This window comes from Pedobacter sp. (assembly GCF_045627485.1).
In the GTDB taxonomy this organism is placed as follows: domain Bacteria; phylum Bacteroidota; class Bacteroidia; order Sphingobacteriales; family Sphingobacteriaceae; genus Pedobacter.
On record NZ_JAZQNU010000125.1, the window covers coordinates 15734 to 42061 of the forward strand.

Genomic DNA, 26328 nt, shown 5'->3' on the forward strand with positions numbered 1-26328 from the left:
TCTCCTGTATTTTTACAAAGGTAAAATAATTAAGGATTTAAACTCAAATCACTTCTTACGGGGAAATGATCTGACAAGCGGGCTTGTATGATACGATGATTGATAATTTTAAAATCTTTTGTTGCTGCGATATAGTCAATCTGAAAATTAGGGAATTTACCATTATAGGTTGTACCGAGCCCTGTGCCTTTCTCTACAAACGCATTATTGAGGGACGATGTTAACTGGGTTACCGCATAAGACGCAGGGGTATCATTAAAATCTCCCGCAATGAGATAAGGAATTTCACAGGTGCTCATGTGTGCTTTCATGATATCCACCTGATGACTGCGTTTTAAAAACGCGCTATTCAACATACTTAATATCCTTTTGGAAGGCACAAGATCAGGATCCATCTTTTTGGTCACTTTATCAAGGTATTGATAATCCTGCTTATCAAAAGAAATGGACTGCAGGTGCACATTGTAAACCCTGATGCGTTTTTTGTTAACCTCCACATCAACATAGATACTTTGATTGCCACCCCCGCTACTATCAAATATGATACTTCCTTTTTTCTTTATGGGGTATTTAGAGAATATAGCCAGGCCTGTGCCTTCGTATTCATTTTCAGAATGCGGAAGGTAATAATAGTTTTTGGTATCCATCAACTCCTTCAGGCTGTCGGTTATGGCATAAGCACCTTTTTTACGGGTGTAATACTCCTGGAGGCAAATGATGTCTGGATTTTCGTCTTTAATGACTTGCAGAATTTTCGATTTAACATCCTCTTCTTCCTCTTTATCATATGGCCTGAAACTATGCACATTGTAAGTCATCATGCGCACCAGCGAATCATGGGTTTTAGGGCCTGCACCTTGCTCGCCGAAAAAACTAAAGGTCGCATGTAAAGCCGACCAACCAAACATGATTACTACAAGCGTGGCAATAGCAAAAATCCATCGCCCACGGATGCACCACCAGGCAATCATAATAACATTGAGCAGCAAGATGTATGGATAGGCAAGACCAAAAAAGGGAATCAACCGGTTGTCTCGTGGATCCACATTTCCGGCCAGGTAACCTAATATAAGGAACACGACCAGCATGACGGCAATCAGACGCAGTAAATGATCCGAAAATGTAGGTTTTGTTCTTTTCATTAATGTTTACTAGCCTTGAATAACGTCTCTTTCTCTTCCCTGCTTAACTTATCATATCCAGATTTAGAGATTTTATCGAGGATAGCATCTACTTCAGCCTGAGCTACCGTAGAGGCTTTTGATGAGGCATTGCGTTTATAATTTTCATTTTTATTGACCTTCATTTTAGGAGCCTTCGGAGTCCTTTTGAAGATATTGCTCCAATCACTGCCTTTTCCAAGGGCTTTAATATAAATAAAACCTAGAAAGGCCCCGCCTAAATGGGCAAAACTACCCCCGGCATTAGAGGAAGCTACACCAATAACATCCAATACTACATACGCAATGGCAAGGTACTTCAGCTTTACATCACCCAGAAATAACATCCTGATGGAAAAATCGGGTACCAACGTGGCCGTGGCCACAACAATAGCCATTACCGCAGCTGAAGAGCCGATGATATTAGCCTGCGCCAGGCTTCCCTGAAAAACAGGAAAAATATGATAGGCAAGCATAAAAAATAATGCTCCTGCCACTCCACCGCCCAGGTAAACAAAGTGAAACTGTCGCGGTTTAAGAAAGTCTAAAAATATCTGCCCCAGCCAATACAACCACAGCATATTGAAAAGAAGATGAAATAACCCATCATGAAAAAACTGATAGGTAAGGATCGTATAAAACCGCATAGGCAGTTTAGACAACGATACTGGAAAAGCCACATACTCACGGATGAACGCGTTGAAACCCGCTGTACTGTTACCAGACAAGAAGATGCCGACACCAATAAGTGCCGTCACTATAAATATTAAAGTGTTTACGCCGATGTAAAAGAATACTGGATTCCCAGAGCGCAGCACCTTATACTTTAGATCTTCAAATAGCGTCTTATTCATAATAATCGTAAAAAGTGTTTTTATCTTTCCATAATTTCACCAGAATAAACCCTAATAGCGCACCACCTAGGTGTGCATAATGGGCTACGGAATCCCCTGGAATACTGGCCATTCCAAGAGACAATTCTATAATAATATATACGGGTATAATATATTTAGCCTTTACAGGAACGGGAATAAACATAATATACATCTCCGTATTAGGGAATAACATTCCGAACGCAACAAGTAAGCCAAAGATTGCACCTGATGCACCTACCATCGGCGCAAAATATATACCATGTAAAATGCTTGCCTGAGATTCAGTGAGCACCGCAGGGTTAAACATACCCTGAGCTAGCGATTCCAATGGAATTGTACCATGGTTTACGGGACTCCCTGTAATTTGATAGACTTCAAACGCCTGCACTGCCCATTGTAATGCTAAAGCACCCAAACCGGTAATCAGGTAAAAATTTATAAAACGTTTAGATCCCCACCGACTTTCTAACACCCCACCAAACATGTACAATGCAAACATATTAAACAGAATATGTGTAAAACCGCCATGCATAAACATATAGGTAATGGGTTGCCATATCTTAAAATTGGGAGCATCAAAATAATAAGCACCCAAATAAGTAGCCAGATTGATACCCTTATCTTGAAAAACTAAAGTTGCAACGAAAAGGAGGGTATTAATGATAAGAAAATTTTTAACTACAGGCGGTATATGGATGTTATTCATCTTTATTTTTCGAATTTTTTATCTATTTCTGTTAGTGTGAGGGTCTGGATTACGGGCCTGCCGCTAATGCTAAAGTTAGGTGTTTTACAGGCAAATAACTGCTCAATTAAGGTGTTCATTTCCTCCTGTCCCAAACTTACCCCATTTTTTATCGCACTATTTCTCGCCATGCTGCGCGCTAGGGCATCCCGTTTATCTAATTTAAGTTCTTGCTGTGAGTTCTTAAATCCTTCAATTAAATGTTCGAACAATTGTGTCTCATTTATATTCCCGCTACCTAAGTCAACAGGTATTCCTTCAATCACCAATGTATTCTTTCCAAATTCACGCACTTCAAATCCAAGGCTCTTGATATCTTCCAAAAGACTTTTGGCAAGCTCATAATCATTCGGACTTAAAGTTACTGTTTGTGGGAATAAGCTTTGCTGTGAAGCACCCTTACGATCTTCGAGGTGAACAAGGAACCGTTCATATAAAATACGTTCATGTGCTGCCTGTTGGTCAATCATCATCAAGCCCGATTTTATCTGTGAAACGATATAACGGTTATGTACCTGCATCAATTGTTTCTGCAAGGGTTTAAAGTTATCTTCTTCCCTGGTTGTACCATCCAGGCCTATCGTTCCCTGCTCTACTTTATCGTGTTTAACAATATCGTACAAAGAGCCCCAGTTTTTGTTGCCTGCACTTTTCACATCAAAACCACCAGCATAGGCTGTTGCTCTGTCTGTGCTTTTTTCTCCGGCAAAAGGGTTGAAATTCGGGTTAAAACTTATGGTTGGGGGAACAATATCTTCCGGTGCCTTAGGCGTTATCATACCACTAAAACCTGTCTCTACATCGAAATCAATGGTTGGACTAATGTTGAATTTACCAAGGGAGCGTTTTACAGCCGAATGGATAATGGCATAAATGGACTTCTCCTCCAGGTATTTGATCTCGGTTTTCGTTGGATGCACATTGACATCAATCTTCGCCGGATCGATATCAATGAACAACACATAAAGCGGGAAGTTATCCTCTGGTAACAACTCCTGATAGGCCTTATTAACTGCATGATTAAGGTAGGCATCTCTAATGAACCTGTTATTTACAAAAAAGAATTGTTCACCACGTGTTTTCTTAGCAAACTCGGGCTTACCAATATAGCCTTTGATATTAATAATGGATGTTTCCTCCTCAACTGGAATCAGGCGCTGGTTGTAAGTATTTCCAAACAAGTGAATGATTCTTTGTTTAAGCACAGCAGCTGGTAAGCGATAAATCTCTACGCCATCGTGGTGCAAACTAAAAGTGATTGCTGGATTAGCCATCGATATCCGTTGAAATTCTTCAATGATATGGCGCATTTCCGCAGGATTACTTTTCAAAAAATTGCGACGTGCTGGTGTGTTAAAAAACAGGTTTTTAACGGAGATGCTTGTTCCCTCAGGTGTAGCTACAGGCTCTTGTTTGACAAAGTTAGCGCCTTCAATTTCAATCAGCGTTCCAATCTCATCTTCATAGCGACGGGTTTTCATCTCTACCTGCGCAATGGCAGCAATAGAAGCCATTGCTTCGCCACGGAAGCCCATGGTTCTGATTGCGAACAGGTCTTCTGCTTTTCGCACCTTGGAAGTAGCATGCCTCTCAAAACACATGCGTGCATCGGTTACACTCATCCCACAGCCGTTATCTATCACCTGTATGAGCGTTTTGCCGGCATCTTTTAAGATAAGTTTTATTTTATTCGCCCCTGCGTCTATCGCGTTCTCTAGTAGTTCTTTTACTGCCGATGCAGGTCTTTGGACCACCTCTCCTGCTGCAATTTGATTGGCAACGCTATCGGGTAAAAGTTGTATAATATCTGACATTTATTATCTTCGGTAAAGGTTGCTAATTTAGCTAAAATAAGCCTTAAACTAAGGTGTTTTCTTTAATTTGAATGTAAATTGGGAAGTCGCCGCTTCAATATATACCTTTAAACCCATGAATAAACTTTACGCCAGTCTTGTTGTTGGAACCATGCTGTTAAGCAGCTGCTTCAGTAAAAAAGCAGACCTCCTTGTTTACAACGCCAAAGTGTACACCGTTAATGCCGGCTTTGATACCGTACAGGCCTTTGCTGTAGCAGATGGCAAGATCATTGCCCTTGGATCAAACGAAGAAATTAAAAAAAATTATTCCGCTAAGGAAGAGCTTAATGCCAATGGCAAATCAGTTTTCCCTGGTTTTATTGATGCCCACGCCCATTTTTATGGCTATGGCGAGAGTTTACAGACGGCAAATTTACGGGAGACACAGAGCTGGGAAGAGGTTTGTGAACGTCTAACAGAATTTGCTAAAACGCATCCAGATGGATGGCTTATTGGCGAGGGATGGGACCAAAACGACTGGAAGAATAAAGAATTCCCTGATAAAACACAATTAGACAAATTATTTCCAAATCGCCCAGTACTGCTAAGAAGAATTGATGGACATGCGGCAATCGTTAACCACCAAGCGCTGCAGGCTGCTGGCATTAGCAAAAGTTTTGCATTAACAGGCGGCGAAATTGTGGAGAAGAATGGTAAACCCACAGGACTGCTGATTGATAATGCCGTAGATTTAGTTGCTGGAAAAATCCCACCACCAACAGCAGCACAGGCAGAAAAAATATTATTAGACGCACAGGAGGAATGTTTTGCAGCAGGCTTGACCACCATAGACGATTGTGGCCTTGATGCACATCAGGTGGACCTTATTGCTTCTTTACAGGAAGCCAATAAATTGAAGATGCGTTTGTACATCATGTTGTCAGATAAAAAAGCAAATTATGATTACTTATTTAAGCGTGGTGCCATCAAGACACCGCGGTTAAATGTAAGGTCATTTAAGGTATATGCTGATGGCGCTTTGGGCTCCCGTGGTGCTTGCTTGTTACATCCTTACAGCGATATGCCTAACAAATCTGGCTTTCTATTGAGCGACCTTAAACATTTTGAGGAAGTGGCCGGCAAAATCAATGAACATAATTTCCAGATGTGTACTCATGCCATTGGTGATTCTGCCAATCGCAGCATCCTCAAAATTTATAACAAGGTATTGGGCGGAAAAAATGATAAACGCTGGCGCATCGAACATGCGCAGGTAGTAGCGCCAGAAGATTTCCCCTTGTTTGCTGCAGCTAATATCATCCCTTCGGCACAACCTACACATGCCACATCTGATATGTATTGGGCGGGGGATCGTTTAGGTAAAGCCCGTTTAAAAGGCGCATACGCCTTAAAGCAGTTAATGGATCAAAACGGATGGATACCGCTTGGAACCGACTTCCCGGTAGAAGACATTAATCCGATGTTCACTTTCTATGCGGCAAGCGTTAGAAAGGATACCAAGAACTTTCCAGAAGGCGGCTTCCAAATGGAAAATGCATTAACCAAAGAGCAGACCTTAAGAGGGATGACCATTTGGGCGGCTAAAGCTAACTTCGAGGAACATGAGAAAGGTAGCCTGGAGAAAGGAAAATTCGCTGACTTCATCATTTTAGACAATGACTTTATGACTGCTGCACCAGAAACTATATTAAACACACAAGTACTAAAAACCTATATTAATGGAGAGAAAGTCTATGAAAAGAAATAACCTGATTACCTTAATTGGTATCAGTATGATGACGCTGTCAACCTTCAGCGCATGTGCACAGGATCACAGGACAAATACCCAACGCCTTGCACAAACGAATGCCATTATAAATAATACCGTTTTATTAAATAACCAGGAAAACCTGGTTCCCATCAGCAACTTAAATGAACATCAGATTGCCTCGGTAAGCCTTGGCTTTCAAAACCAATCGACAGTAGATAGTTTATTAAATAAATATACCAAAGTAACCCCATTTTCAGCGAGCAATTATGTGGCAGACACTACCTTGGATGAACTGGAGGATGACCTCAAGTATTTTAACACCATCATCGTCACGATATCAGATTACGATGCTAAAAATGGCAGATACCTTAATTTCATTAACTCTATTGCCAAGTCTAAAAAGGTGATCGTCTCTTTATATGGCCAGGGCACCGCATTGGCTGCTTTCGATAATGTGCAGTCTCCCATTATCTGGTCATCGGCAAACTCTGTTGAAGCGGCAGCTGTTGTTCCCCAAATCATCTTTGGGGGCATTGCCGCCAACCAAAAATTACGAAATAATTTTTCAGGCAAATACATGGCCGGCTCAGGTTTTAACACCGTTGCAAACCGTTTAAAATATACTGTACCGGAAGACGCAGGTGTAAACAGCGACAACCTTAAAGACATTGATAAAATTGTTGAAGAAGCCATCAAGGAAAAAGCTGCCCCAGGTATGGTGGTACTGGTAGCAAAAGACGGAAAGGTAATTTTTAACAAGGCTTATGGTAACCACACTTACGACACCAATGCCTCACAGGTAAAGGTGACTGATATTTTTGACCTTGCGTCAATTACAAAAATAATGGCCACTACGCCTACCGTGATGCGCCTTGTGGAAGAGAAAAAACTCAAATTGGACACTAATGTAGGCGCTTACATCCCAAAAGCACGGACTTCACCCATGAACGCAATTAACGTCAGAGAAGTGATGCTTCACCAGGCAGGGTTTATACCGTTTATACCTTTTCAGAATTTTGTTAAACCAACTGACCACAGCCAAGATTCTACAGCTGCTTTCCCAACCAAGGTAGCAGATGGCTATTATATTAAAAAGGGCTATTTTAATGAAGTAATGTGGCCAAAGATGTTGAATTCCCCTATTAAAACCCGTGGGAAATATGTGTACAGTGACATTAGCATGTATGTAATGAAAGATATTGTAGAACGCATCAGCATGAAGCCACTGAACCAATATGTTGCAGAAAATTTTTACACGCCACTTGGGATGCAAACTGCAGGTTTTTTACCACGCAACCGCTTTTTAGCTTCGCAGATTGTGCCTACAGAAAAGGATACTTATTTTAGAGACACTTTGTTAACAGGTTATGTACATGATCAGGGTGCTGCTCTGGTAGGCGGAGTTTCAGGTCATGCCGGGCTATTTGCCAGCGCGAACGACCTGGCCATCATGTACCAGATGTTATTAAATAAAGGCACCTATGGTGGTCAGCAATACCTCAGCCCGGAAACTGTAAATATGTTTACTGTAAAAAATAGTAACATCAGCAGACGCGGACTTGGTTTTGACCGATGGGACCCGGACACATCAAAAGAATATCCTTCAAAACTAGCTTCTCCACAGACTTACGGTCATACCGGCTATACGGGAACTTGCGTATGGGTAGACCCAAGCAGAGGGTTGGTTTACGTGTTTTTGTCTAACCGCGTACACCCGGGGGTTTCAGAAATGTTGGGGAGATTGAAGGTAAGGGGCCGGATACAGGATGTGATAAATAAAGCCATTGATTTAAAAATTCAATGATCTATTCTAAGGCTGAAAAGTTTTGCGAAGAGCAAAACCCTTCTAGGACTTTTCATAGACATTGAATTTTTTCTGGAAGAGAAAGGAAGTCACTACAGTAATTATTTACATAATGTGGTTAAGAATAAAAATACGATAGCATTAAATATGAAAATCCCAGTTGACAATTCAACTGGGATTTTTTATACCATAATAAGTTCTAAAAACGATATACTTTCTTTGAAAAACCTGGAAAGTGGTTACTTAAGCTTCCTTTTTATTCAACCGTACAGCACTGCCCACCTTTTCATCGGATAAAAATACTTATTCGATGTAAAGCCCTGGAACGTGGTTAAGCTAAGCTTCCTTTTTATTCAACCGTACAGCACTGCCCCACCTTTTCTTCGGATAAAAATACTTATTCGATGAAAAGGCCTAGAAGGGTTTTGCTCTTCGCAAAACTTTTCAGCCTTTGAATCGAAAAGAATTTTTACTTTTTTAACCCTATCTCTCTCAACCTTTCATCTAAATACTCGCCTGCAGTCATATCAGCATAAACTTTCGGATGCGCTGCATCTATACACGACTCCAAACTTGTCAGGTCCATATCCGCTCTAGGATGTAAAAAGAAAGGCACAGAAAACCTTGATGTTTTCATCAGCTCACGAGGGGGATTAACCACCCTGTGAGTGGTAGAACGCAGTTTATTGTTGGTCAACCGTTGCAACATGTCGCCTACATTGACCACAATATCCGAATGATGGGCTTTAATAGGCAACCATTCATTATTGCGTGTTAATACTTCCAGCCCGTCGGCACTCGCGCCAATTAACAATGTAATCAGGTTAATATCTTCATGTGCACCCGCACGTACAGCGTCATCAGGAATTGCCTCTGGGTTTTCAATAGGAAAATAATGTATGCCCCTAAGGATTGAATTTCCATTATGAACATGCTGATCGAAGTAGTCAATTGGCAAACCCAGGTAGGTAGAGATGGCGCGAAGTAAGTGTTTGCCATTATCTTCTAATTTCCGGTAAACCTCCATGGTGACGGCATTAAATTCAGGAATTTCCTCCAGAATCTCGTTTGCAGGATATTTGTCTTTTACAGGATCACCATCCGTAACTTCCTGACCAATCTGCCAGAATTCTTTTAAATCGGCTGTCTTAGCACCTTTTGCTGTTTCTTTTCCCGGACTTGTATAACCTCGCTGTCCAGCTAATTCTGGTTTCTCATATTTAAGCTTGATTTCTTTTGGTAAAGCAAAAGCAGCCTGGATATTCTCATAAAGCTTATCTATCAGTTCCTGACTTACGCCATGATTGGTAATGGTAACAAAACCCGAATCGTTAAAGGCTCTACCCAATTCATCTGAGAACTGTTTACGTTGTTCTTCATTTCCGTTTATATAAGAACCCAGATCTAGACAGGGTATGTAGGGTGTAGACGTCATAATTTCTCTTCTTGTGAATGCCACAAAATTAGGCAACAATTGTTAATAAAAACCTTTTTTTTCACAAATCGAATTATAAAACATTATAATATAATTAATTAAGTTATCCACATCAAACACAGAAATTTACCAAGTAAACTTAATACTAAATCAGGTGAGTGTAATTAAAGCGCTTAACCAACATCTTTAAAAACTAAACAGTTTCCATATTGGTAACTTTAAATAAAAATACTACAGATGAAATATTTATCAATCATAGTACTAATCCTTTTTTCCCTAACTGATGCAGAGGGCCAGCAAAAGCAACTCGAGAAAGCAACATTTGGAAACGGCTGTTTTTGGTGCTCAGAAGCTGTCTTTCAACGTTTAGCTGGGGTAACCAAGGTAAGATCTGGATACGAGGGTGGCTCCATTCCAAACCCTACCTACGATGACGTGAGTAGCGGCCTAACTGGACATGCTGAAGTGATTGAAGTAACTTATGATCCAAAGGTATTAAGCTACGTAGAACTTCTAAACGTATTCTGGAAAACCCATGACCCGACAACCTTAAACCGTCAGGGTGCAGATGTGGGTACGCAATATCGTTCGGTCATCTTTTATCATAATGACAAGCAGAAAGCATTAGCAGAAAAATATAAAAATGAGCTAAACAAAACCAATGCTTTTGGTAAACCTGTGGTAACAGCTATCAATAAGGCGCAAACCTTTTACGTCGCAGAAAAATACCACCAGAATTATTATAACAACAATAAAAACCAACCTTATTGCCGTGCTGTCATCCAGCCAAAACTCGAAAAACTAGAGCAGGTTTTCAAAGACAAACTAAAGCCAGCACACTGATACCATCGGATTTACATAGATCAGACCATGATGCTTCACCATAAACGCTCCTGCAAACGCATCAATTAATCTCTGTTTAATTCTGTTGTGGACGTGAGGCTCCTTGCTGATAGAAATTCTGAAGACGTTCGGGTTGGTCGGTGTTGATCCAGTCTACCCCAAGTTTCTTTAGTTCTAGCCAGGTTTCCGGGCCATCTGCTGTACCCCAAAATCTGAATGGCTTCTGTTGTTTGTGGGCTTTTTCAATAACCGATTTCAGCTTAAGTTTATCTGCGGTTGTTAGAGTTCCTCTGCCATTCCAGGTTGTATACTTTTTAATGTCAGCACTAATCATCACCACGCGCTTCAATTGTAATGGTGTATATTCGATATTCGGCCTCCCATCAAAAGAGATATACTCAGGATAGTTTTTAAATGCCGATGGCAGTGGCATATCACCACTAATGGCAATCGTGATGGCCTTCGGATTTTTGGTCTTATCAAAAATTGTGTTAAACGATTTAAGCTCTTCAATCAGTACTGGTAAAACAAGCTGGTAATCTTTTTTGATGTCAATAACCAACTGCAGTTTCTGAGCAGGGTCCGGGTAAGGAGAATGTCCATTTTTAACATATTTCTCTGCCAGCGGCTCCAGGTAAAGTTTTCTTAAAGTAGCATCTTTAGTAATCTCAGTGCTATCATGTGCAACATAAAGCTGACCATTTTTCAAAAAAACATCGGCCTCAATGGACCCCATACGTGCATGGTACGAATTCAATAATGGAATAGGCTGATGATAGTCGTTATGACTATGACCATTTTTAAAAGACACCCCTATTTGGGCCGACACCTTGCAAAAATGCATGCTGAAGATCAGGGTAGAAAGTAAAAGCGTTTTTTTTAACATCCTGGATTTCATTTGATCATAGATTAATAGAGCCCTACAATTCCAATCTTCATTAAAGGTACAATTTAACAACAAAAGACACGATTCTCTTCATAAGCAAATCAAAAACTTCCTGTTCCTTAAGTTGAATGGTAGAGCCTGGCTTATATCCCCTTTGCAAAAACTTGCGTGAAGATTGGCTTAACAACAAAAAACCCCGGCAACAAAATGTTCCGGGGTTTGTAATATAAAAGAGTTATAAATTAAGGAAATTTAACACCTCCGTATTTTGTTACATCGACAGTTGGTATGCTCGAACCATATTGTCCATTAATGGCTTTAATAAAAGCATTCGCTGTAATCGCGTATCCAAGTGGTGTAAGATGAATACCATCTAATGAAAACATGTTACCCGTAATGAAAGCCGAGGTCACTTCTACACCATTAACCGCCTTACCAATTAAATGGCCACTGGCATCTGTTTTACTGAACTCACCTAACATCTCAAAAGCATCAAATAAAGCCAAGCCTTTTGAGGCAGCAACACTTTTAATGGTGTTGTTATAGGCATTCACAAAATCGTTAACTATAGCCACTTCATCCTTATCTAATACCCATTTGTTTTCAATTGGGTTAAGAGGATGTAAACCATAAGGAATTCCTGATGCGTTAGGAACACCAATCACGTTTGCTGAACTCAATGTTAAGGTAAATAAATCTGCTGCAGTTGCAGTTCTGGTAGCTCCTGCACCTGTTTTGATATACAAAGCGGTAACTGCTGCCCCTGCAGGTGTAGCCTGTACGGCAGCCAATAAACTACCTAAAGTTACAGTAGTAAAATAAGGAATTTTGGTAACATCAGGAATGGTAGCCACCACACCTTTAGCGCCAGTAGATGTTAATTTGTTTACCGTTGCATTATACAACGCACTGAAATCGCCTTTAGGTGTAGGTACATCACCAGCACCACCACTGGTTGCATAGCCTAGAATGTCGTTGTTACCCAACCACAAACTAAAAAATGTAAATGGTTTAGCCGTAACAAAATCAAGGTAAGTTGTATTGTTGGTACCTGCATTTCCAGGAAGCAAACGCTCATAGAAACCATTTAAATTACCATATGGTGCATAATTAACATGCATTAATTTAATTCCTGGAACACCGTAGTTTTCCAGTTCTCCTGCATGTTTAGTGTATAATACCACATTTCCGAAGCCAGGAATTGCCTGCTGACCACGTACAGCGAGTTTAGCCGTTTCTGTAGCCGTAATCGGTGTTCCATTAGGATTAAAACCTGTCAGCTTTAAATAACCTGAACCGTTTGACTGCGCTTCGTTAAAAAGCGGACTGGAGAAATTACCACCACCAATACTTTTTAATTGCTGTGCAATCAACTCCGGGTAAGAATTCTTTTGTCCTTCCAGGTGTAATCCGCCGTCTGCGTAACCTGCAGTAAGCGAGTTACCAATTGCAATATACCTGGTAAAATCTGCTGTTCCTTTAGTTGGAACAATGGTGTCCATTGTTGGCTTACAAGAAGCTAGTCCCAAAATGGCGACAGCCAGCAAACCTTTAGATAAATATTGTGATTTCATGTTGTTCTGGATTGATGATTAGAATTTATAAGATAAACCTATACCTGGAATATAAGCAACTGTTTTAAAATTACCACTTAAGCCTGTTTCAATATTTGTTTCTGTTCTGGATTTAAGGTTTTCATATAAAAATGAAAAGTCTACTCCTAAACGCTCAGTTGGTTTAAATCCAATACCCGCACTTAACAATATACGGTTAGCATCTGGAACTTCGGGAGTTACATAGCCTACACCTACCGGTGTAAAAGCGTAACCTATACCAGCTCTTAAAGCAATCGCATCGGTTGTTTGGTTTTCTACACCCAAACGTAACGTTGCTGCATCATGGTAATTACGTGGAGATCTGGTATTTTCAATACGATCATTGTTATTATATACAAAAGCAAGCTCTTTATATTTGTGCCAGTGCACCCAGTTTACGTCAACTGCAATCGTGGTTTTGGCTGAAGGATAAAACCCCAAACCTAAGGAGGTGGTAGCAGGTAATGGCAAATCGGCATTGAATTTAGTAGGGAAACCACTAGCCAAAGCAGCGGGAACATCAAAAATAGCATCTCCATCTTCAACTGATGCAGTGATCTGAGAACGGTGAGTTACACCAATCGAAACACCAGAAATTGTTTTCACATAGATACCGGCATTCCAACCAAAATTATGTGCATCACCCTGAAGTTTTGCCGTTGCTGTCTGACCGTTGCTTAACGTCAATGGTACCGCACGTCTTAAATCAACTTTACCCATGGAATAAACCAATCCACCACCGATACCCACATGATCAGACACTTTAATACTCACCGTTGGCTGAATGTAAATGGCGTGTAAATCAAGCGATGTTACGGTATATTTTCCAGTCCAGTTTTCATCCCAGTGCATGGCACCACCAAAAGGTGTGTAAGCACCTAAACCGAACCTCACACGTCCGTCAGGGTTTCCAAAAACCGCATAAGCCTGAAAAGGGGTAGGCACTTTGCTTTTATTGTGTTCCACGCGGTTAGAGCCGGTTTCACTAAAAGCTGTTTTTAAGAAGATTGGGCTGACACCTCCCTGAATGCCATTCTTTTTCAAAAAGGACACTGCACCTGGATTAAAAAAAACAGCCGCTTCGTCCATTGCAACACCTGTACCGGCACCTGCCATTCCAATTTGTTTTTGTCCTTGAAGGTTAACCTGGAAGGACTGAGAGAATCCCCATACAGGTATAACCATTAAAAAACTGAGTAAAATCTTTTTCATGATATCTGGTTGTTAAATGTTATGCTAACATAATTAAAAATAACTTATGCATGCATAACAAAGAAACAATTTTTCATTTAAAAGTCAAAAGAGTTATGTAGTTACCGTTAAGTAGATGGCGGTGATAACTTTGCAAGCCACTCGGTAGCGGAAAAAGCCCGATTCTGGACATAACAATAATAACAATTAGAATAATATATGAGTTTGATCCAAGCCTTAAACTGGCGTTATGCAACAAAGAAAATGAACGGTAAAGCCGTTTCACAAGACAAAGTTGACCAAATTATAAAAGCTGCGCACCTTGCGCCTACCTCTTCAGGTTTACAACCATTTAAAATTATCGTGGTTACAAATCCTGATCTCAAAGCTAAAATAGCAGACCTTGCCTATGGCCAGCAACAAGTAATAGATTGTTCACACCTGTTGATATTCGCTGCATGGAACCAATACACTGAAAAAAATATCAGGGAAGTATTTGCATATGCAAATGCCGAACGCGGATTACCATCAACGGCAACTGCTGATTACGAAAACACGTTAATTTCTTCTTTAACCGCAAAAACGGCTGAAGATAATTATCACCATGCAGCTAAACAAGCCTATATAGGTTTTGGAATGGCAATCGCAGAAGCCGCTTTATTACAAATTGACGCCACCCCTATGGAAGGCTTTGATGCTGGTAAGCTTGATGAATTACTTAACTTAAAGGCCTTAAATCTGCGTAGCGCGGTCATGCTTACCTTAGGTTACCGTGATGAAAATGGCGACTGGCTAGTCAACCTTAAGAAGGTCCGCAGTCCACTAACTGAATTCGTTGTAGAGTACTAAACAACGCCAACCAATTTGTAAGCCCTAAGGTGTAGCGCCTGAAATAAATGTCAAAATATGTTAAAGCCTGGTTAAAATGAAGAAGCTAAGGCCTTAAATGAATATATTAGCAAATCAATCGTTAATTTACATTCATGAAGTATTTAAAATTTGTATCTGCTTTGATTATAGTCCTCAGCGGGCTACACCTTACGGCTCTTTCACAGCAAGACACGACAACTTTAAAGAACATTATCAACAAAACCAGTAAAATCCCTGAGTTATATCCTGTTGAAAAAGTGTACTTACATTTCGATAAACCTTACTACAGTGTATCTGATACCATCTGGTTTAAAGCATATTTAACAACTGATCAAAACATGCCATCGCCATTGAGTAAAATCGTATATGTCGATGTGATGAACAGCCAGGATTCCCTAGTGAGTACGCTCAAATATCCCGTTACCAACAGCATGGCTTATGGCAACCTCCCATTAGACCCCCTAAATTTTAAACAGGGCAACTATTATATAAGGGCTTACACCGTATGGATGCTAAATTTCGACCCCGATTATTTCTTTACTAAAACCATCCCTGTAGGCGCTGCCGTTGATAAAGAATTACTTACACACTTCAGCTACCAAACCAGCAATGCCGACAAAGGACAGGTTATCAATGCACGTATACAATATAAAAATGCGGACAAACTACCCTACGCGAACAAAACCGTCAACTGGAAGGTGATATCCTCTTTTGAGGAGGTGAGTAAGGGAAAAGGCACAACAGACCAGAATGGCTTTTTAAATGTGAGCATTACCCCCCGTAAAAACCAGGTCATAAAAAAAGGACAACTTGTTACCGATATTACCATTGCCGACAAAGAGACCCTGAATTCAAGTTTTAAGTTTGAGGCGGTCGATGCGGCTAATGATATTCAATTTTTTCCTGAAGGTGGAGAGCTTATCCTTGGTGTACCCACACAAGTAGCATTTAAAGCGGTTAACGCTAAAGGACTTGGGATAGACTTAACTGGAACCATTACCGATCAAGGTGGCAACACAATTACCTCGTTCAAATCATCACATTTAGGCATGGGTTCATTTTATGTAAACATGGAAGAAGGTAAAACCTATAAAGCCAACCTTAGTTTTAAAGATGGCACTACTAAAACGCTTGATTTACCTAAACCTGTTGCCAGCGGAATTGCCCTTCAGGTGAATAACAGTAATCCTGAAAACATCAATTTAAAAATCGTCGCCAACAATGCCTTTTTTGAACAAAACAAAGAGAAAGGCGTTTATATCGTTGCTCAAAATGCCGGTGTCATTTATTATGCTGCGCAAACAGCTTTAATGAGCCAGGTAACCTCAGCAAAAATCCCTAAAGACAAATTCCCTTCCGGTATTATTCAAATCACTTTATTTTCCGCTGCCGGACAGCCGGTAAGCGAACGCCTGGTATTTATCTTACGTCTGGACGCTATGAACCTGAATATAAAGACCGATCTACCTAGCTATAAACCGCGCCAGAAGGTAAAAATGACAGTAACAGCTAAAAATGCCACAGAGCAACTGGCAGGTCATTTCTCGGTTGCAGTGACCGACGAACAAAAAGTTCCCGCTAATGAGGACGCGCAGCCGACTATTTTGAGTTCCATGCTGTTAAGTTCAGACCTGAAAGGTTACCTGGAAAAGCCTAACTATTATTTTAATAAAACGGATGAAAAGAAATTAGCCGACCTGGACCTGCTTATGCTTACGCAGGGTTATCGTCGTTTCACCTACAGCGATATACTGGCTGATCGTTATCCAAAAATTACCATGCTTCCTGAACAGGGCATGAACATCACTGGGACATTACGTGACCGCACAGGTATGCCGGTTAAAAAAGCAGGTTTACGCCTTACCATTCCTGGAAGAACTTATTCTGCAGAAGCACTTACAAGCCCTTCAGGGGTGTTTGACTTTCAGAACCTCAGCATACCAGACTCCTCACAAGTAGTCATCAGTGCTAAATATGGCTCCGGTGGCAGCAACATGATGATTATGGTAGATCCTGCTCCTTTTCCCGAGGTGACACATAATATAAATAAAGCAGATGAGGTAATGAATATCGACAGCAGTTTGAGTACCTACCTTGATAACAGTAAAAAACAATACAGCCATTTACGTCAACTGAAGGAGGTTAAAATTACTGGTACTGCAATTAAAAAAGTCAGCCATGCTGATTACCCGACTTTATCAGCTTTACCCATGATGGCTGATCATGAACTGGGACCGGAGCGTTTTTCAGGCTGTAACGACTTGCTTACCTGTTTAAGAACCATGGCAACAGGGCTAACTTTTGAAAACAATAACTTTTATGTCAGCCGTGATTTCCTTGCAGGAAAAAGAATACCCGTGCAAATCTTTCTTGCAGGTAGCCCGGTAGACCCCTTCTCTATTAGCAGTGTTAATATTAATGAGATAGAATCTATAGAAATCTTCTTAAGAGACGAGCTTGGTACCGTAAACAGGACTTATGGAACTAATGGAGTCATCTCCATTAACATGAAGAAAGCTGTGGCAGGTAAAAAGATGAGTATGGAAGAATTACGAAAGTTACTACCTAAAGACAACATGGTAACGCTGGAACCAAAAGGATTCAGTAAACAAAGAGAATTTTACTCCCCAAAATATACAACACCTAACAGTACCTCTAAAGATCTACGAACCACCATTTACTGGAACCCTAGGGTGGTTACGGATGAAACCGGAGCAGTAACCTTTGAGTTTTATAATGCAGAAGGTAAAGGAACATATAAAGCCGTAGTAGAAGGCTTAGACAAAAACGGCAACCCAGGCCGTTTTGTCTTCCGCTATACGGTAAAATAATAAAACCGGTACACCGGGGAGCAACACCTTAATGTGCTTCCCCGGTGTTTATTTCATGTGCACATTTCAGGCCCTCGGTGGTCATTACCCATTCGGTATACTCATGGTCTACACCATCTTCACGATTACATCTCCAGGATTCATATTGGGATAAATACCTGTCTAAATCTTCATTAAGTATCAGTTTAGTACCAACCGGTACTTTCACCGTTACTTCTACCTCCTGGTTGCGCCAATTGCTTGGTTTGTTCAGGTGTAATTTCGGACTAAAACGTAGCAGTGAGTCCTGCTGCACGAAATCGTACGCAATATTCTGTGCATTTCTTAATGCCATTTCAAAATTTCTGCCCTGGGCACTGTAGTTTTGAGTGACCGAAACTTTATTACCAAGACTTTTCTCAATATGAATACGCACGTTTCTCGGTTCATCAAAAGCACCATCGTAGTCCTGTATAATCACCCTGCCCTTGTTACGTTCGGACTGAATCTGGTATTTCACACTGTCTTCTTTAGAAAAGAAGCGTGAATTATCCATTTCTAGCGTATATACCGGGTAAGGTGTTAAAGTGGTTTCCTGCGTAAACTCAGCTTCTTCTTTAAAGTCGGCGCTTACTTTGGCCACATAAAAAATTGCTGTACATATACCAAACAACCAGATGATTAACAAGCCAAAAGAAACAGAACGGTGAATCGGCCGGCTGTTAAATGCAGCCCGTAAAGTGAAAAGAATTAAAGCTAGTAATGGTACGGCAATGGTTACAAAGGCAGCACACAAGAGATACGGAAGGTGACTGGCATCCACCATACTGAAAGGAAAGTAATCATTGACGCTTGCGTCAAAAAACCCTAAAAGGGAGGCCAGCAACATGACTACACTCAGCAACATCATTGCTGCGCAAAAGATGATGAATCCAGCAAATAATTTAAAAATAACTCTTCCGGATCCCGCTAAAAACTTTCCCAGCAAATCCACCATCTCCTTAATGAAGCCCCCCGAACGTTTAATCAGCTCATTATTTTCTACTTCTTCCTGGAAATTACGTATAAAACCCTGCAAATTAACCGGCTCACCTTTCATGTACATTTTTTCGGATCGCGTGGTAGCACGCGGAACAATGATCCACATCACCAGGTAGGCCAGGAAACCAGCACCACCGAAGAAAATTAAAATCAGAAAAGTTAACCTGACCCAGCGGTCTTCAATGTTTAAATAATGGCCTAAACCAGCACATACACCGGCTACCATACCATTTTCAGTATCACGGTATAACCTTTTAATAACCGGAGCTTCAACAGGTGCTGCGCCGTCCTCTTCTGCCTCCATATTTTCGAAATCACGAACGGTACCCATCTGAGCAATAATCAGCTCAACATCTTCTATACTGATCGCCTGCTTTTGCTGGGCAAATAATATCTCCCGAAACATTTCAGCTATACGGTTTTCTATATCGGTCACAATTTCAAAGTCGTCTGCACCTTTTGCAAAATGCGACTTGATTTCGTTAAGATAAGCCCTTAACAGTTCGTAGGCATCTTCCTCAATATGAATGATGGAATTACCGATATTTATATTTAGCGTTCTTTTCATTTCTTTGTTTGTTTAGAGGTTTCAATTGCATAGGATAATTCCTGCCAAGTAGTGTCCAGTTGCTGCACAATATTTCTACCTACGTCGGTCAATTCGTAGTATTTTCTAGGCGGTCCTGAGGTAGATTCTACCCAGTTATAACTTAGCAAGCCATTATTTTTTAGCCTGGTTAATAGTGGATAAAGCGTCCCCTCCACCACCAGTAATTTGGCTGATTTTAACTCAGCAATAATATCCGATGCGTATATCTCTCCCCGGGAGATTATCAACAGCACACAGTACTCGAGTATGCCCTTGCGCATTTGTGTTTGCGTATTTTCTGCTATCATATAACAAAGATATATGTTTTATATAGTAATATGCAATACATAGTACTATATAAAACGCTAAATAACGCTATACACTTGATTTACAGGGTTATATTTTAAGTCCAAAGATTAAAACGGTTATAAAAGTAATAAAGCGGAGGATGATTACCTCATTCTTTCGTTTTCGGAAAAATTAAAATCCGTTCACTAATTGTAGGGTAACTTTTCACACTCGCCAAGAAACAAGGTGGTACACAGATACTTCACAAAAAGCAATTTTTAGGTATTTAGTATAAATTAATAGATTTGGCGTGCAGTTTGTAATAAAAAAAATGACACTAATACAAACTACCATGATCATTAAAACCCACCCTATTTCCGCTATTTTTTCCAGGCAGGCTGTGGAGAAGAAAGTTAAAGTATCAAGAAAACTCACGCATCAGGACTGGGTAGTAATCGACCGCATTGTTGTTACCCTCTTGTTCACTTTAGCGATTATCGCGGCGATTGTTTTTTCTTAATAAAAAGAAAAAAGATTGCTCGCATTTCATGTAAACAACCTTCTGTACTACTATTCTTTAATTACCAATAAGGGTTCTGTGTAATTAATAGATTGGTATTGATTTCATTTTGGAATAGTAAAATAAATGTGTTTGTTGGGTATAAAACTGTTTACCAACTTCTTGCCTATATTATAAGAAAATCCAGGTTTTCAAAATGTACGATCGAAAGTCAGCTCAGCACGGCCTAACAGGTAATTCATCTATTATTGAAATATAAAGCAATACTATTCCTCTTGCTTTTAACACACTAATTTTCCTTAAAGCAATAGCGAATCGATGCGATGGGCCTGCAGGCGGTTATTCTTAACCGACCAGGAAAAAATAGTGAAATGACCATCCTGAGAAGCAACCAGCGCCAGCGCGTCCTTTTGATCAAATACAAACTGTGCTGCCGACAGGTGACGGGTGCCACCAACTTTTGTTGCTGGGATGATTTTAGCACCTCCGTCAATCACGGGTTCACTATACGACAGCTCTTCTAAAATCTCTTTGCCTTTCGCCCTTCCTATTTTAACACCAAAAGAAAGCAATTCATATTTATCATTCACTACTGTTGCCCCATCAATAGCTGTGAGGCCAGCCAAATGATCAACTTCACGTTTCAAAGCGGTTTGCCAGAAAATTTGACTCGCTTCTTTCCTTTCCTGCTCCAGTAATTTCGATAAACCACCAAAAGCTGGTTGTACCCCATAGAGTATAGGTTTAACAATAGACTGCAACCAATTGCTATTTGATGACGGAACCACCAGCAATGTGCCCCCACGTTGGTGTGCCCGCATGGAAACTGCCAGCTGAATTAATACATTTACCGAATCGTTCCAATATGAAGGTGCGGTGAGGTCAAGCAATGTTAACAGCATGGTGGGCCAATCGCGTGAACGCGGCGAAGTAGTGTCAACAAATTTTATCTGCTCACCTTTAAGCACTGCTAGATTAGTGTATTTACCAAAACCATAAATCCGGCGATGTTTAATAACCAGTAGACCTGGTTCAGATACATCCAGTATAAAGCAAAAATTAGGGATGATAATCGTAGTACCCCAAACGTAAAGTTCGTCATTTTTGTGCCATACACCAATATGTACCCCCGCACGTTCCACGCCTGGCGCTATTTTAGTGAGTACCGCAGGATTTAAGGGTAACGTATGTTTAAGCAACAGGGGATTTCCCGCCTGCTCTGGCGGTACAAATGCAATGGATATTTTGGTGTTGTGACCTTCCTCTTTACGCAGACTTGCCCAGAAGGTAGCATCTAGAATATGCTCCACATAACGGGCTTCGGGTAAAGGTGCCAGATCCTCTTCCCCACTTTCTTTTGCAGCACGTAAATGTTGTGCAAAAATCGCTTCCAATTGTGGTGCAACAATTCTCGCTGCCTGATAGGTGGACTGGTAATTCATGGAATAAAGTTAGCATATTTCCAATATATTTATGGTTGCCCATTTTATTATGGCGCAGCAGTGGCGATTGAAGCAGGTGCCAATCCATAGAATTGACTTATATTTGTTTGATGTTATCGTATACCGAAGAGAATTACCTGAAGGCCCTCCTTAGGGTAGGCAACCAAAATGAAGGAAAGGCCGAAGCAGGCACTAATGAGCTGGCGGCAGAAGTTGGTGTTAAACCGGCTACGGCAACCGATATGTTCAAAAAATTAAAAGAAAAAAAATTAGTAGATTACCAAAAATACGGGAAAATATCGCTCACTGACACGGGGCGTAAGCTTGCGGTTAATATAATTAGGAAACACCGCCTTTGGGAAACATTTTTATACCAAAAGCTTGATTTTAGCTGGGATGAGGTGCACGAAGTGGCCGAACAACTGGAACACATCCAATCAGAGAAACTCATCAATAAGCTTGACGAATTTCTGGATTACCCGGCTTTCGATCCACATGGCGACCCCATACCGAAGGCCAACGGCGAAATCCTTTTGATGGACAGAATTGTGCTTTCAGAACTAAAACCCGGACAAAAAGCCATAGTAGTTGCAGTGAGAGATACCTCTATTGTGTTTTTGCAGTATTTAAAAAAGCTGGGTATAAACATTGGCACCCCAATTAAAGTGATAGAAACGGTTCCCTTTGATGGCTCCATGGTGGTTTCCATCGATAATCAGGAACCACGCAGCGTGTCTGTTCAATTTGCAGACGGCCTGTATGTGCGTAAATAAATAAAAAGAGTTTTTATTATGTCAACAGAGATTAAATGTCCTAACTGTAACCATAGCTTTCCAATTGAGGAAGTGATGGCGGAAGAATATAAACGGGACCTCCGCGAAAAAATGGTCTCTTTTACCAAGCAAAAGGAAGAAGAGTTTAAACTAAAACAACAGGAGTTTACCCAGCAGCAGAAACAACTGGCCGAAGCCATGGAGCAAAAGCAAAAGGATTTTTTACAGCAACAACAGAAGCTGGAACAATCTTTTGCGCTGAAACAACAGGAACAGGCACAGCTTTATGAACAAAAACTGGCTACCGAAAAAAAGCAAATCCAGCAAAGCATGGAGGAAAGTCTGCGGAAAAGTATTGCCACAGATTTCGAGAACAAGCTCCTGATGTTAGATCAGGCAAATAAAGAGCAGGAAGAGAAATTAAAGCAGGCCCGGGCAAAGGAAATGTCGTTTTTACTCAAGGAAAAGGAAATCCTGGAGAAAGAAGCCGAGCTGGAGCTAAAAATGCAGCGCATGTTGCAGGAGCAACGTGCGGAACTGGTAGAACAGATTAGAAAACAGGAACACGAAAAAAGCAACATCAAGGAAACCGAGCACCAACTGCGTGTAAAGGAACTGGAAAAACAGCTTGAAGACCAGAAAAAACTGGCTGAAGAGATGAAGCGTAAGGCCGAACAAGGCTCTATGCAATTGCAGGGCGAAGTACAGGAACTGATTCTGGAAGAACTGTTGCGTAATGCCTTCCCTTTCGACCTGGTTACTGAAGTGGGTAAAGGAGTACGTGGCGCAGATTGTGTGCATCATGTACGCAACCAATTTGGCCAGGAATGTGGCCGCATCATTTACGAAAGTAAAAGAACCAAAGAATTTTCACCAGAATGGATTGAAAAACTAAAAAAAGACATGCGTGGAATGGGTGTTGACGTTGCAGTTATTGTAACTCAATGTTATCCTAAAGGCATGGACTGCTTCGGAGAGAAGGATGGCGTATGGATCTGTTCTTTTGATGAGGTTAAAGCTGTTTCTTACATCCTGCGTGACGGTATCGTAAAGCTGTTCAGTGCATCGAAATCACAGGAAAACCGTGGCGATAAAATGCACATGTTATACGACTACCTGACTAGCAGCGAGTTTTCTGAGCAATGGAAAGCCATACGCGAAGGTTTTATGAGCATGAAGTTATCCATTCAAAAAGAAAGAGATGCCATGGAAAGGTTATGGAAATCGCGTGAAAAGCAACTGGAAAAAGTGATGCTCAATGCCGCACACATCCGCGGATCAATAGAAGGTATTTCCGGCACAGAAAGTATCCGCTTTAATCTTACTGAAGACGACGATGAACCTCTATTGTTAGGCTAAGCCTATCGCTGAAAAGACCAGGCCACGAAACGACTTGTTTTCTGACCCTGTGCCATTTCAACCGTTTTAACGCGTACAGCGCCAACTTTATCCGTCATGTAATACACATCGGGAACGTTGGCGCTTTTTGATACCAGGGTCGTGAACCATTGCACCTGGTCGCCAAATGCCACACTCTCCTTTATCATAGTTTGTATAAATGTGATTTCGCCACCTTTACACCACAACTCTACAGGCTGCCCCCCAAAATTAAGCACCTTACTGCCTTTTCCCAGGTTATGCATTTTACGTTGTGAACCCGCAGCAGCGGCTTCAGCAGAAGAGTGAAAAGGAGGATTACATAAAGTAAGGTCAAACTTTTCTCCCGGCTTGATGATACCTTCCAATACCTTTTCCAGATCTGGTTGTAAGCGCACACTAACGGTATCACCTAAACTAGGATTAGCCGCAATAATGTTTTTTGCAGCTTCTACAGCACGTTTATCAACATCAGAACCCACGAAGGTCCAGCCGTATTCCTGGTGACCAATTATCGGATACACACAATTTGCACCAACACCAACATCGAGCACTTTTACACCCTTACCCGTCGGCACTTTACCGTCATTGCCCCCAGCCAAAAGATCGGCCAGGTAATGAATATAGTCGGCACGGCCCGGAATCGGCGGACACAGGTAATTCTCCGGAATATCCCATTGTGCAATGTCGTAATATTGCTTTAGCAAGGCTTTATTAAGCATTTTAACCGCAGCAGGGTTGGCAAAATCGATAGATTCTTCTCCATAAGGAGTTACGATAATAAAGTCGCGCAAGGCAGGACTGCTTTTTACTAAAAGCGCAAAATCATACCTGGAACGGTGCTTATTACGAGGGTGCAACAGTTTCTTTTCTTCTTTTGCCGGTGTAGCCATGGATTGTATAATTGGTGTGCTTATCTTTACTTCACAAAAGTAGACCTAAAAAATCAAACCTCCGCTATGCTCCATAAAACCAGGGGAATTATTTTAAAAACCACCTTATACAGCGAGAGTAGTGTAGTGGTGCAGATTTTTACGGAAAAATTTGGCATACAATCTTACCTGATTAACGGAGTTAAAAAACCAAAGGCAAAGATCAGGATGAACATGCTGCAGCCTTTACACCTGGCAGACCTGGTGGTTTACCACAAAATAAATTCCGGCTTGCAAAGGGTGTCGGAATTACGGCCCTCTCCCGTTTTCCGCAGCATTCCCTATGACATTATCAAAAGTTCCATTGTTATGTTTTTGAACGAAGTACTTTACAAAAGCATCCGCCAGCAACATACCGATGAAACGCTGTTTAGTTTTATCTTCAATGCCATTAGCTGGTTTGATGAAACAGCTACGGCTACACCAAGTTTTCACCTTGCCTTTTTATTAAAATTATCAAGGTTTTTGGGATTTGCACCAAGTATGGAAAGCAAAAGTGACCTTAGTTTTTTCGATTTACAGGAGGGAGAATTTAAATCGCGCCCTCCTTTGCACCCTAACTACATCGAAAAAACAGAGGCGGCCTTCTTCATTTTACTCTACACTACGCCTTTTGAGCAATTAGGTGAAATAAAATTCAATAATGCCACCAGAAAACTGATACTTGATAAAATATTGATTTTCTACACGTTACATACAGCATCTTTTGGAGAAATAAAATCTCATCAAATTTTAGAAGATGTATTGTCGTAATTTCTTCAAAAAGTTTTGGAGTTTTGACTTAGAGGTGTATATTTGCACTCCCTCAACAAGGGAAGCGCTTAGGTCGCTAACTTCGGTTAAACCTAAAAGAACCTCAAGGGAGATTAGCTCAGCTGGTTCAGAGCACCTGCCTTACAAGCAGGGGGTCACTGGTTCGAACCCAGTATCTCCCACCAAACTTTCAGGATCGAAAGTTCAGTAAACTCAATAGCTTGCCCAACTATTGTTAATTAAAGGGCAGAACCCAAGGGAGATTAGCTCAGCTGGTTCAGAGCACCTGCCTTACAAGCAGCAACGAGGAAGAAGATTATTACGGCAGCGATAATCAAAAGCACAGCAGAGATTGCGATTATCAGCGCAGTCCTGCCCTCACGCTTTTTCTGTGCGCTGCTTTTTTTCTTGTGATTTATATATTTTTTACGGTTATTACTTCTGCCCATAATTGCGCCTCAAATAAAAATAAAATAGGAGCGACCGAAGTCACTCCTATTTTATATTCAAATTAATGATAAGTCAACTAATCGTCCACAAATGATTAGTTTTCTTCTCTTTTGCGATAAGTAGCTGCAAATGCTACCATACTGCTGATTGCCACAAAGGCGAGAATTGCGATAGGACGGTTGTCACCGGTCTTTGCAGGATCTTTAGGATCCTTATCTTCCTCTTTGGGCTTATCAGGAGTATCACTGTCTGCATCAGCATCGGCGTCTGCATCAGCGTCGGCGTCTGCATCTGCGTCTGCATCAGCGTCGGCGTCTGCATCTGCGTCTGCATCAGCGTCGGCGTCTGCATCTGCGTCTGCATCGGCATCAGCGTCAGCGTC

Annotated in this window: 22 protein-coding genes and 2 tRNA genes; 11 read left to right on the forward strand and 13 right to left on the reverse strand. The window is 41.0% G+C overall.

Translation table 11 applies throughout. The annotated features are described in order from the left end of the window. Nucleotides 1–29 precede the first annotated feature (29 nt). From ACR2F3_RS09575 to mutL, 4 genes are read right to left on the reverse strand one after another with little or no spacing between them, the layout of a single operon-like run. A complete protein-coding gene (locus ACR2F3_RS09575; RefSeq protein WP_432709757.1) occupies nt 30–1142 on the reverse strand; it encodes an endonuclease/exonuclease/phosphatase family protein in 1113 nt (370 codons plus the stop codon). Continuing rightward, on the reverse strand, nt 1142–2014 hold the full coding sequence (locus ACR2F3_RS09580) for a rhomboid family intramembrane serine protease (RefSeq protein WP_432709758.1): 873 nt from the start codon (nt 2012–2014) through the stop codon (nt 1142–1144). Before ACR2F3_RS09580 ends, ACR2F3_RS09575 begins: the two co-directional genes overlap by 1 nt. Then, entirely contained in the window at nt 2007–2741 is a 735-nt protein-coding gene (locus ACR2F3_RS09585) for a rhomboid family intramembrane serine protease (protein WP_432709759.1), read from the reverse strand. The genes ACR2F3_RS09580 and ACR2F3_RS09585 overlap by 8 nt, the downstream gene beginning before the upstream one ends. Before the next feature lie 2 nt (nt 2742–2743). Next, complete coding sequence (mutL, locus tag ACR2F3_RS09590) at nt 2744–4594, reverse strand: DNA mismatch repair endonuclease MutL (RefSeq protein ID WP_432709760.1); 1851 nt, start codon at nt 4592–4594, stop codon at nt 2744–2746. Nucleotides 4595–4709: 115 nt separating this feature from the next. Here mutL and ACR2F3_RS09595 point away from each other — a divergent pair, with 115 nt between their 5' ends. After that, the gene (locus ACR2F3_RS09595; protein ID WP_432709761.1) at nt 4710–6344 is read left to right on the forward strand and encodes an amidohydrolase; all 1635 of its coding nucleotides are present in this window, start codon (nt 4710–4712) and stop codon (nt 6342–6344) included. After that, on the forward strand, nt 6316–8151 hold the full coding sequence (locus ACR2F3_RS09600) for a serine hydrolase domain-containing protein (RefSeq protein WP_432709762.1): 1836 nt from the start codon (nt 6316–6318) through the stop codon (nt 8149–8151). The genes ACR2F3_RS09595 and ACR2F3_RS09600 overlap by 29 nt, the downstream gene beginning before the upstream one ends. Before the next feature lie 469 nt (nt 8152–8620). Here the strand turns inward: ACR2F3_RS09600 and ACR2F3_RS09605 are convergent, their stop codons facing one another. Continuing rightward, nucleotides 8621–9586 (reverse strand): isopenicillin N synthase family dioxygenase, encoded by a 966-nt coding sequence (locus tag ACR2F3_RS09605; protein ID WP_432709778.1) that lies wholly within the window; start codon nt 9584–9586, stop codon nt 8621–8623. 237 nt (nt 9587–9823) lie between these two features. Between ACR2F3_RS09605 and msrA the strand changes: the two genes are divergently transcribed. Further along, complete coding sequence (gene msrA / locus ACR2F3_RS09610; RefSeq protein WP_432709763.1) at nt 9824–10429, forward strand: peptide-methionine (S)-S-oxide reductase MsrA; 606 nt, start codon at nt 9824–9826, stop codon at nt 10427–10429. Between the two features lie 76 nt (nt 10430–10505). Here the strand turns inward: msrA and ACR2F3_RS09615 are convergent, their stop codons facing one another. The 3 genes from ACR2F3_RS09615 to ACR2F3_RS09625 form a co-directional block, all read right to left on the reverse strand. After that, complete coding sequence (locus ACR2F3_RS09615; RefSeq protein WP_432709764.1) at nt 10506–11315, reverse strand: phosphatidylinositol-specific phospholipase C/glycerophosphodiester phosphodiesterase family protein; 810 nt, start codon at nt 11313–11315, stop codon at nt 10506–10508. A gap of 242 nt (nt 11316–11557) precedes the next feature. Next, entirely contained in the window at nt 11558–12889 is a 1332-nt protein-coding gene (locus ACR2F3_RS09620; protein ID WP_432709765.1) for an SGNH/GDSL hydrolase family protein, read from the reverse strand. 18 nt (nt 12890–12907) lie between these two features. Then, nucleotides 12908–14122 carry an OmpP1/FadL family transporter gene (locus tag ACR2F3_RS09625; RefSeq protein ID WP_432709766.1) on the reverse strand — a complete coding sequence of 405 codons (1215 nt, stop codon included), beginning with the start codon at nt 14120–14122 and terminating at the stop codon, nt 12908–12910. A gap of 198 nt (nt 14123–14320) precedes the next feature. Between ACR2F3_RS09625 and ACR2F3_RS09630 the strand changes: the two genes are divergently transcribed. Both ACR2F3_RS09630 and ACR2F3_RS09635 read left to right on the forward strand, forming a co-directional pair. Then, nucleotides 14321–14950 (forward strand): NAD(P)H-dependent oxidoreductase, encoded by a 630-nt coding sequence (locus tag ACR2F3_RS09630; protein ID WP_432709767.1) that lies wholly within the window; start codon nt 14321–14323, stop codon nt 14948–14950. A 134-nt stretch (nt 14951–15084) separates the two neighbouring features. Then, the gene (locus ACR2F3_RS09635; RefSeq protein ID WP_432709768.1) at nt 15085–17802 is read left to right on the forward strand and encodes a carboxypeptidase-like regulatory domain-containing protein; all 2718 of its coding nucleotides are present in this window, start codon (nt 15085–15087) and stop codon (nt 17800–17802) included. A gap of 28 nt (nt 17803–17830) precedes the next feature. Here the strand turns inward: ACR2F3_RS09635 and ACR2F3_RS09640 are convergent, their stop codons facing one another. Continuing rightward, nucleotides 17831–19390: a PspC domain-containing protein gene (locus tag ACR2F3_RS09640; RefSeq protein WP_432709769.1), complete on the reverse strand. Its 1560-nt coding sequence runs from the start codon at nt 19388–19390 to the stop codon at nt 17831–17833. After that, nucleotides 19387–19719, reverse strand: coding sequence for a PadR family transcriptional regulator (locus tag ACR2F3_RS09645; RefSeq protein ID WP_432709770.1), 333 nt, complete (start codon nt 19717–19719; stop codon nt 19387–19389). Before ACR2F3_RS09645 ends, ACR2F3_RS09640 begins: the two co-directional genes overlap by 4 nt. 311 nt (nt 19720–20030) lie before the next feature. On the opposite strand from ACR2F3_RS09645, the gene ACR2F3_RS09650 reads away from it, so the two are divergent. Continuing rightward, nucleotides 20031–20219: a hypothetical protein gene (locus ACR2F3_RS09650; RefSeq protein ID WP_432709771.1), complete on the forward strand. Its 189-nt coding sequence runs from the start codon at nt 20031–20033 to the stop codon at nt 20217–20219. 299 nt (nt 20220–20518) lie between these two features. Here the strand turns inward: ACR2F3_RS09650 and ACR2F3_RS09655 are convergent, their stop codons facing one another. Next, nucleotides 20519–21661 carry a putative sensor domain DACNV-containing protein gene (locus tag ACR2F3_RS09655; protein ID WP_432709772.1) on the reverse strand — a complete coding sequence of 381 codons (1143 nt, stop codon included), beginning with the start codon at nt 21659–21661 and terminating at the stop codon, nt 20519–20521. Between the two features lie 110 nt (nt 21662–21771). Between ACR2F3_RS09655 and ACR2F3_RS09660 the strand changes: the two genes are divergently transcribed. Both ACR2F3_RS09660 and ACR2F3_RS09665 read left to right on the forward strand, forming a co-directional pair. Beyond that, nucleotides 21772–22434 carry a metal-dependent transcriptional regulator gene (locus ACR2F3_RS09660; protein ID WP_432709773.1) on the forward strand — a complete coding sequence of 221 codons (663 nt, stop codon included), beginning with the start codon at nt 21772–21774 and terminating at the stop codon, nt 22432–22434. 18 nt (nt 22435–22452) lie between these two features. After that, on the forward strand, nt 22453–23793 hold the full coding sequence (locus tag ACR2F3_RS09665) for a DUF2130 domain-containing protein (RefSeq protein WP_432709774.1): 1341 nt from the start codon (nt 22453–22455) through the stop codon (nt 23791–23793). A 2-nt stretch (nt 23794–23795) separates the two neighbouring features. Here ACR2F3_RS09665 and rlmF read toward each other — a convergent pair whose 3' ends face one another. Further along, entirely contained in the window at nt 23796–24704 is a 909-nt protein-coding gene (rlmF, locus tag ACR2F3_RS09670) for a 23S rRNA (adenine(1618)-N(6))-methyltransferase RlmF (RefSeq protein ID WP_432709775.1), read from the reverse strand. Between the two features lie 66 nt (nt 24705–24770). On the opposite strand from rlmF, the gene recO reads away from it, so the two are divergent. From recO to ACR2F3_RS09685, 3 genes are all read left to right on the forward strand, one after another. Beyond that, a complete protein-coding gene (recO, locus tag ACR2F3_RS09675; protein WP_432709776.1) occupies nt 24771–25496 on the forward strand; it encodes a DNA repair protein RecO in 726 nt (241 codons plus the stop codon). Nucleotides 25497–25603: 107 nt separating this feature from the next. Continuing rightward, a tRNA-Val gene (locus ACR2F3_RS09680) sits at nt 25604–25681 on the forward strand. 75 nt (nt 25682–25756) lie between these two features. Then, nucleotides 25757–25884: transfer RNA gene (locus ACR2F3_RS09685), tRNA-Val, on the forward strand. A 156-nt stretch (nt 25885–26040) separates the two neighbouring features. On the opposite strand, the gene ACR2F3_RS09690 is transcribed toward ACR2F3_RS09685, so the two are convergent. Further along, nucleotides 26041–26328, reverse strand: a 288-nt coding sequence (locus ACR2F3_RS09690) for a hypothetical protein (RefSeq protein ID WP_432709777.1), incomplete at its 5' end; no start/stop codon positions are given.

Coding starts and splice junctions, on each gene's coding strand:
- ACR2F3_RS09575 (WP_432709757.1), bottom strand. CDS start 1,142: ATGAAAAGAACAAAACCTACATTTTCGGATCATTTACTGCGTCTGATT.
- ACR2F3_RS09580 (WP_432709758.1), bottom strand. CDS start 2,014: ATGAATAAGACGCTATTTGAAGATCTAAAGTATAAGGTGCTGCGCTCT.
- ACR2F3_RS09585 (WP_432709759.1), bottom strand. CDS start 2,741: ATGAATAACATCCATATACCGCCTGTAGTTAAAAATTTTCTTATCATT.
- mutL (WP_432709760.1), bottom strand. CDS start 4,594: ATGTCAGATATTATACAACTTTTACCCGATAGCGTTGCCAATCAAATT.
- ACR2F3_RS09595 (WP_432709761.1), top strand. CDS start 4,710: ATGAATAAACTTTACGCCAGTCTTGTTGTTGGAACCATGCTGTTAAGC.
- ACR2F3_RS09600 (WP_432709762.1), top strand. CDS start 6,316: ATGGAGAGAAAGTCTATGAAAAGAAATAACCTGATTACCTTAATTGGT.
- ACR2F3_RS09605 (WP_432709778.1), bottom strand. CDS start 9,586: ATGACGTCTACACCCTACATACCCTGTCTAGATCTGGGTTCTTATATA.
- msrA (WP_432709763.1), top strand. CDS start 9,824: ATGAAATATTTATCAATCATAGTACTAATCCTTTTTTCCCTAACTGAT.
- ACR2F3_RS09615 (WP_432709764.1), bottom strand. CDS start 11,315: ATGTTAAAAAAAACGCTTTTACTTTCTACCCTGATCTTCAGCATGCAT.
- ACR2F3_RS09620 (WP_432709765.1), bottom strand. CDS start 12,889: ATGAAATCACAATATTTATCTAAAGGTTTGCTGGCTGTCGCCATTTTG.
- ACR2F3_RS09625 (WP_432709766.1), bottom strand. CDS start 14,122: ATGAAAAAGATTTTACTCAGTTTTTTAATGGTTATACCTGTATGGGGA.
- ACR2F3_RS09630 (WP_432709767.1), top strand. CDS start 14,321: ATGAGTTTGATCCAAGCCTTAAACTGGCGTTATGCAACAAAGAAAATG.
- ACR2F3_RS09635 (WP_432709768.1), top strand. CDS start 15,085: ATGAAGTATTTAAAATTTGTATCTGCTTTGATTATAGTCCTCAGCGGG.
- ACR2F3_RS09640 (WP_432709769.1), bottom strand. CDS start 19,390: ATGAAAAGAACGCTAAATATAAATATCGGTAATTCCATCATTCATATT.
- ACR2F3_RS09645 (WP_432709770.1), bottom strand. CDS start 19,719: ATGATAGCAGAAAATACGCAAACACAAATGCGCAAGGGCATACTCGAG.
- ACR2F3_RS09650 (WP_432709771.1), top strand. CDS start 20,031: ATGACACTAATACAAACTACCATGATCATTAAAACCCACCCTATTTCC.
- ACR2F3_RS09655 (WP_432709772.1), bottom strand. CDS start 21,661: ATGAATTACCAGTCCACCTATCAGGCAGCGAGAATTGTTGCACCACAA.
- ACR2F3_RS09660 (WP_432709773.1), top strand. CDS start 21,772: ATGTTATCGTATACCGAAGAGAATTACCTGAAGGCCCTCCTTAGGGTA.
- ACR2F3_RS09665 (WP_432709774.1), top strand. CDS start 22,453: ATGTCAACAGAGATTAAATGTCCTAACTGTAACCATAGCTTTCCAATT.
- rlmF (WP_432709775.1), bottom strand. CDS start 24,704: ATGGCTACACCGGCAAAAGAAGAAAAGAAACTGTTGCACCCTCGTAAT.
- recO (WP_432709776.1), top strand. CDS start 24,771: ATGCTCCATAAAACCAGGGGAATTATTTTAAAAACCACCTTATACAGC.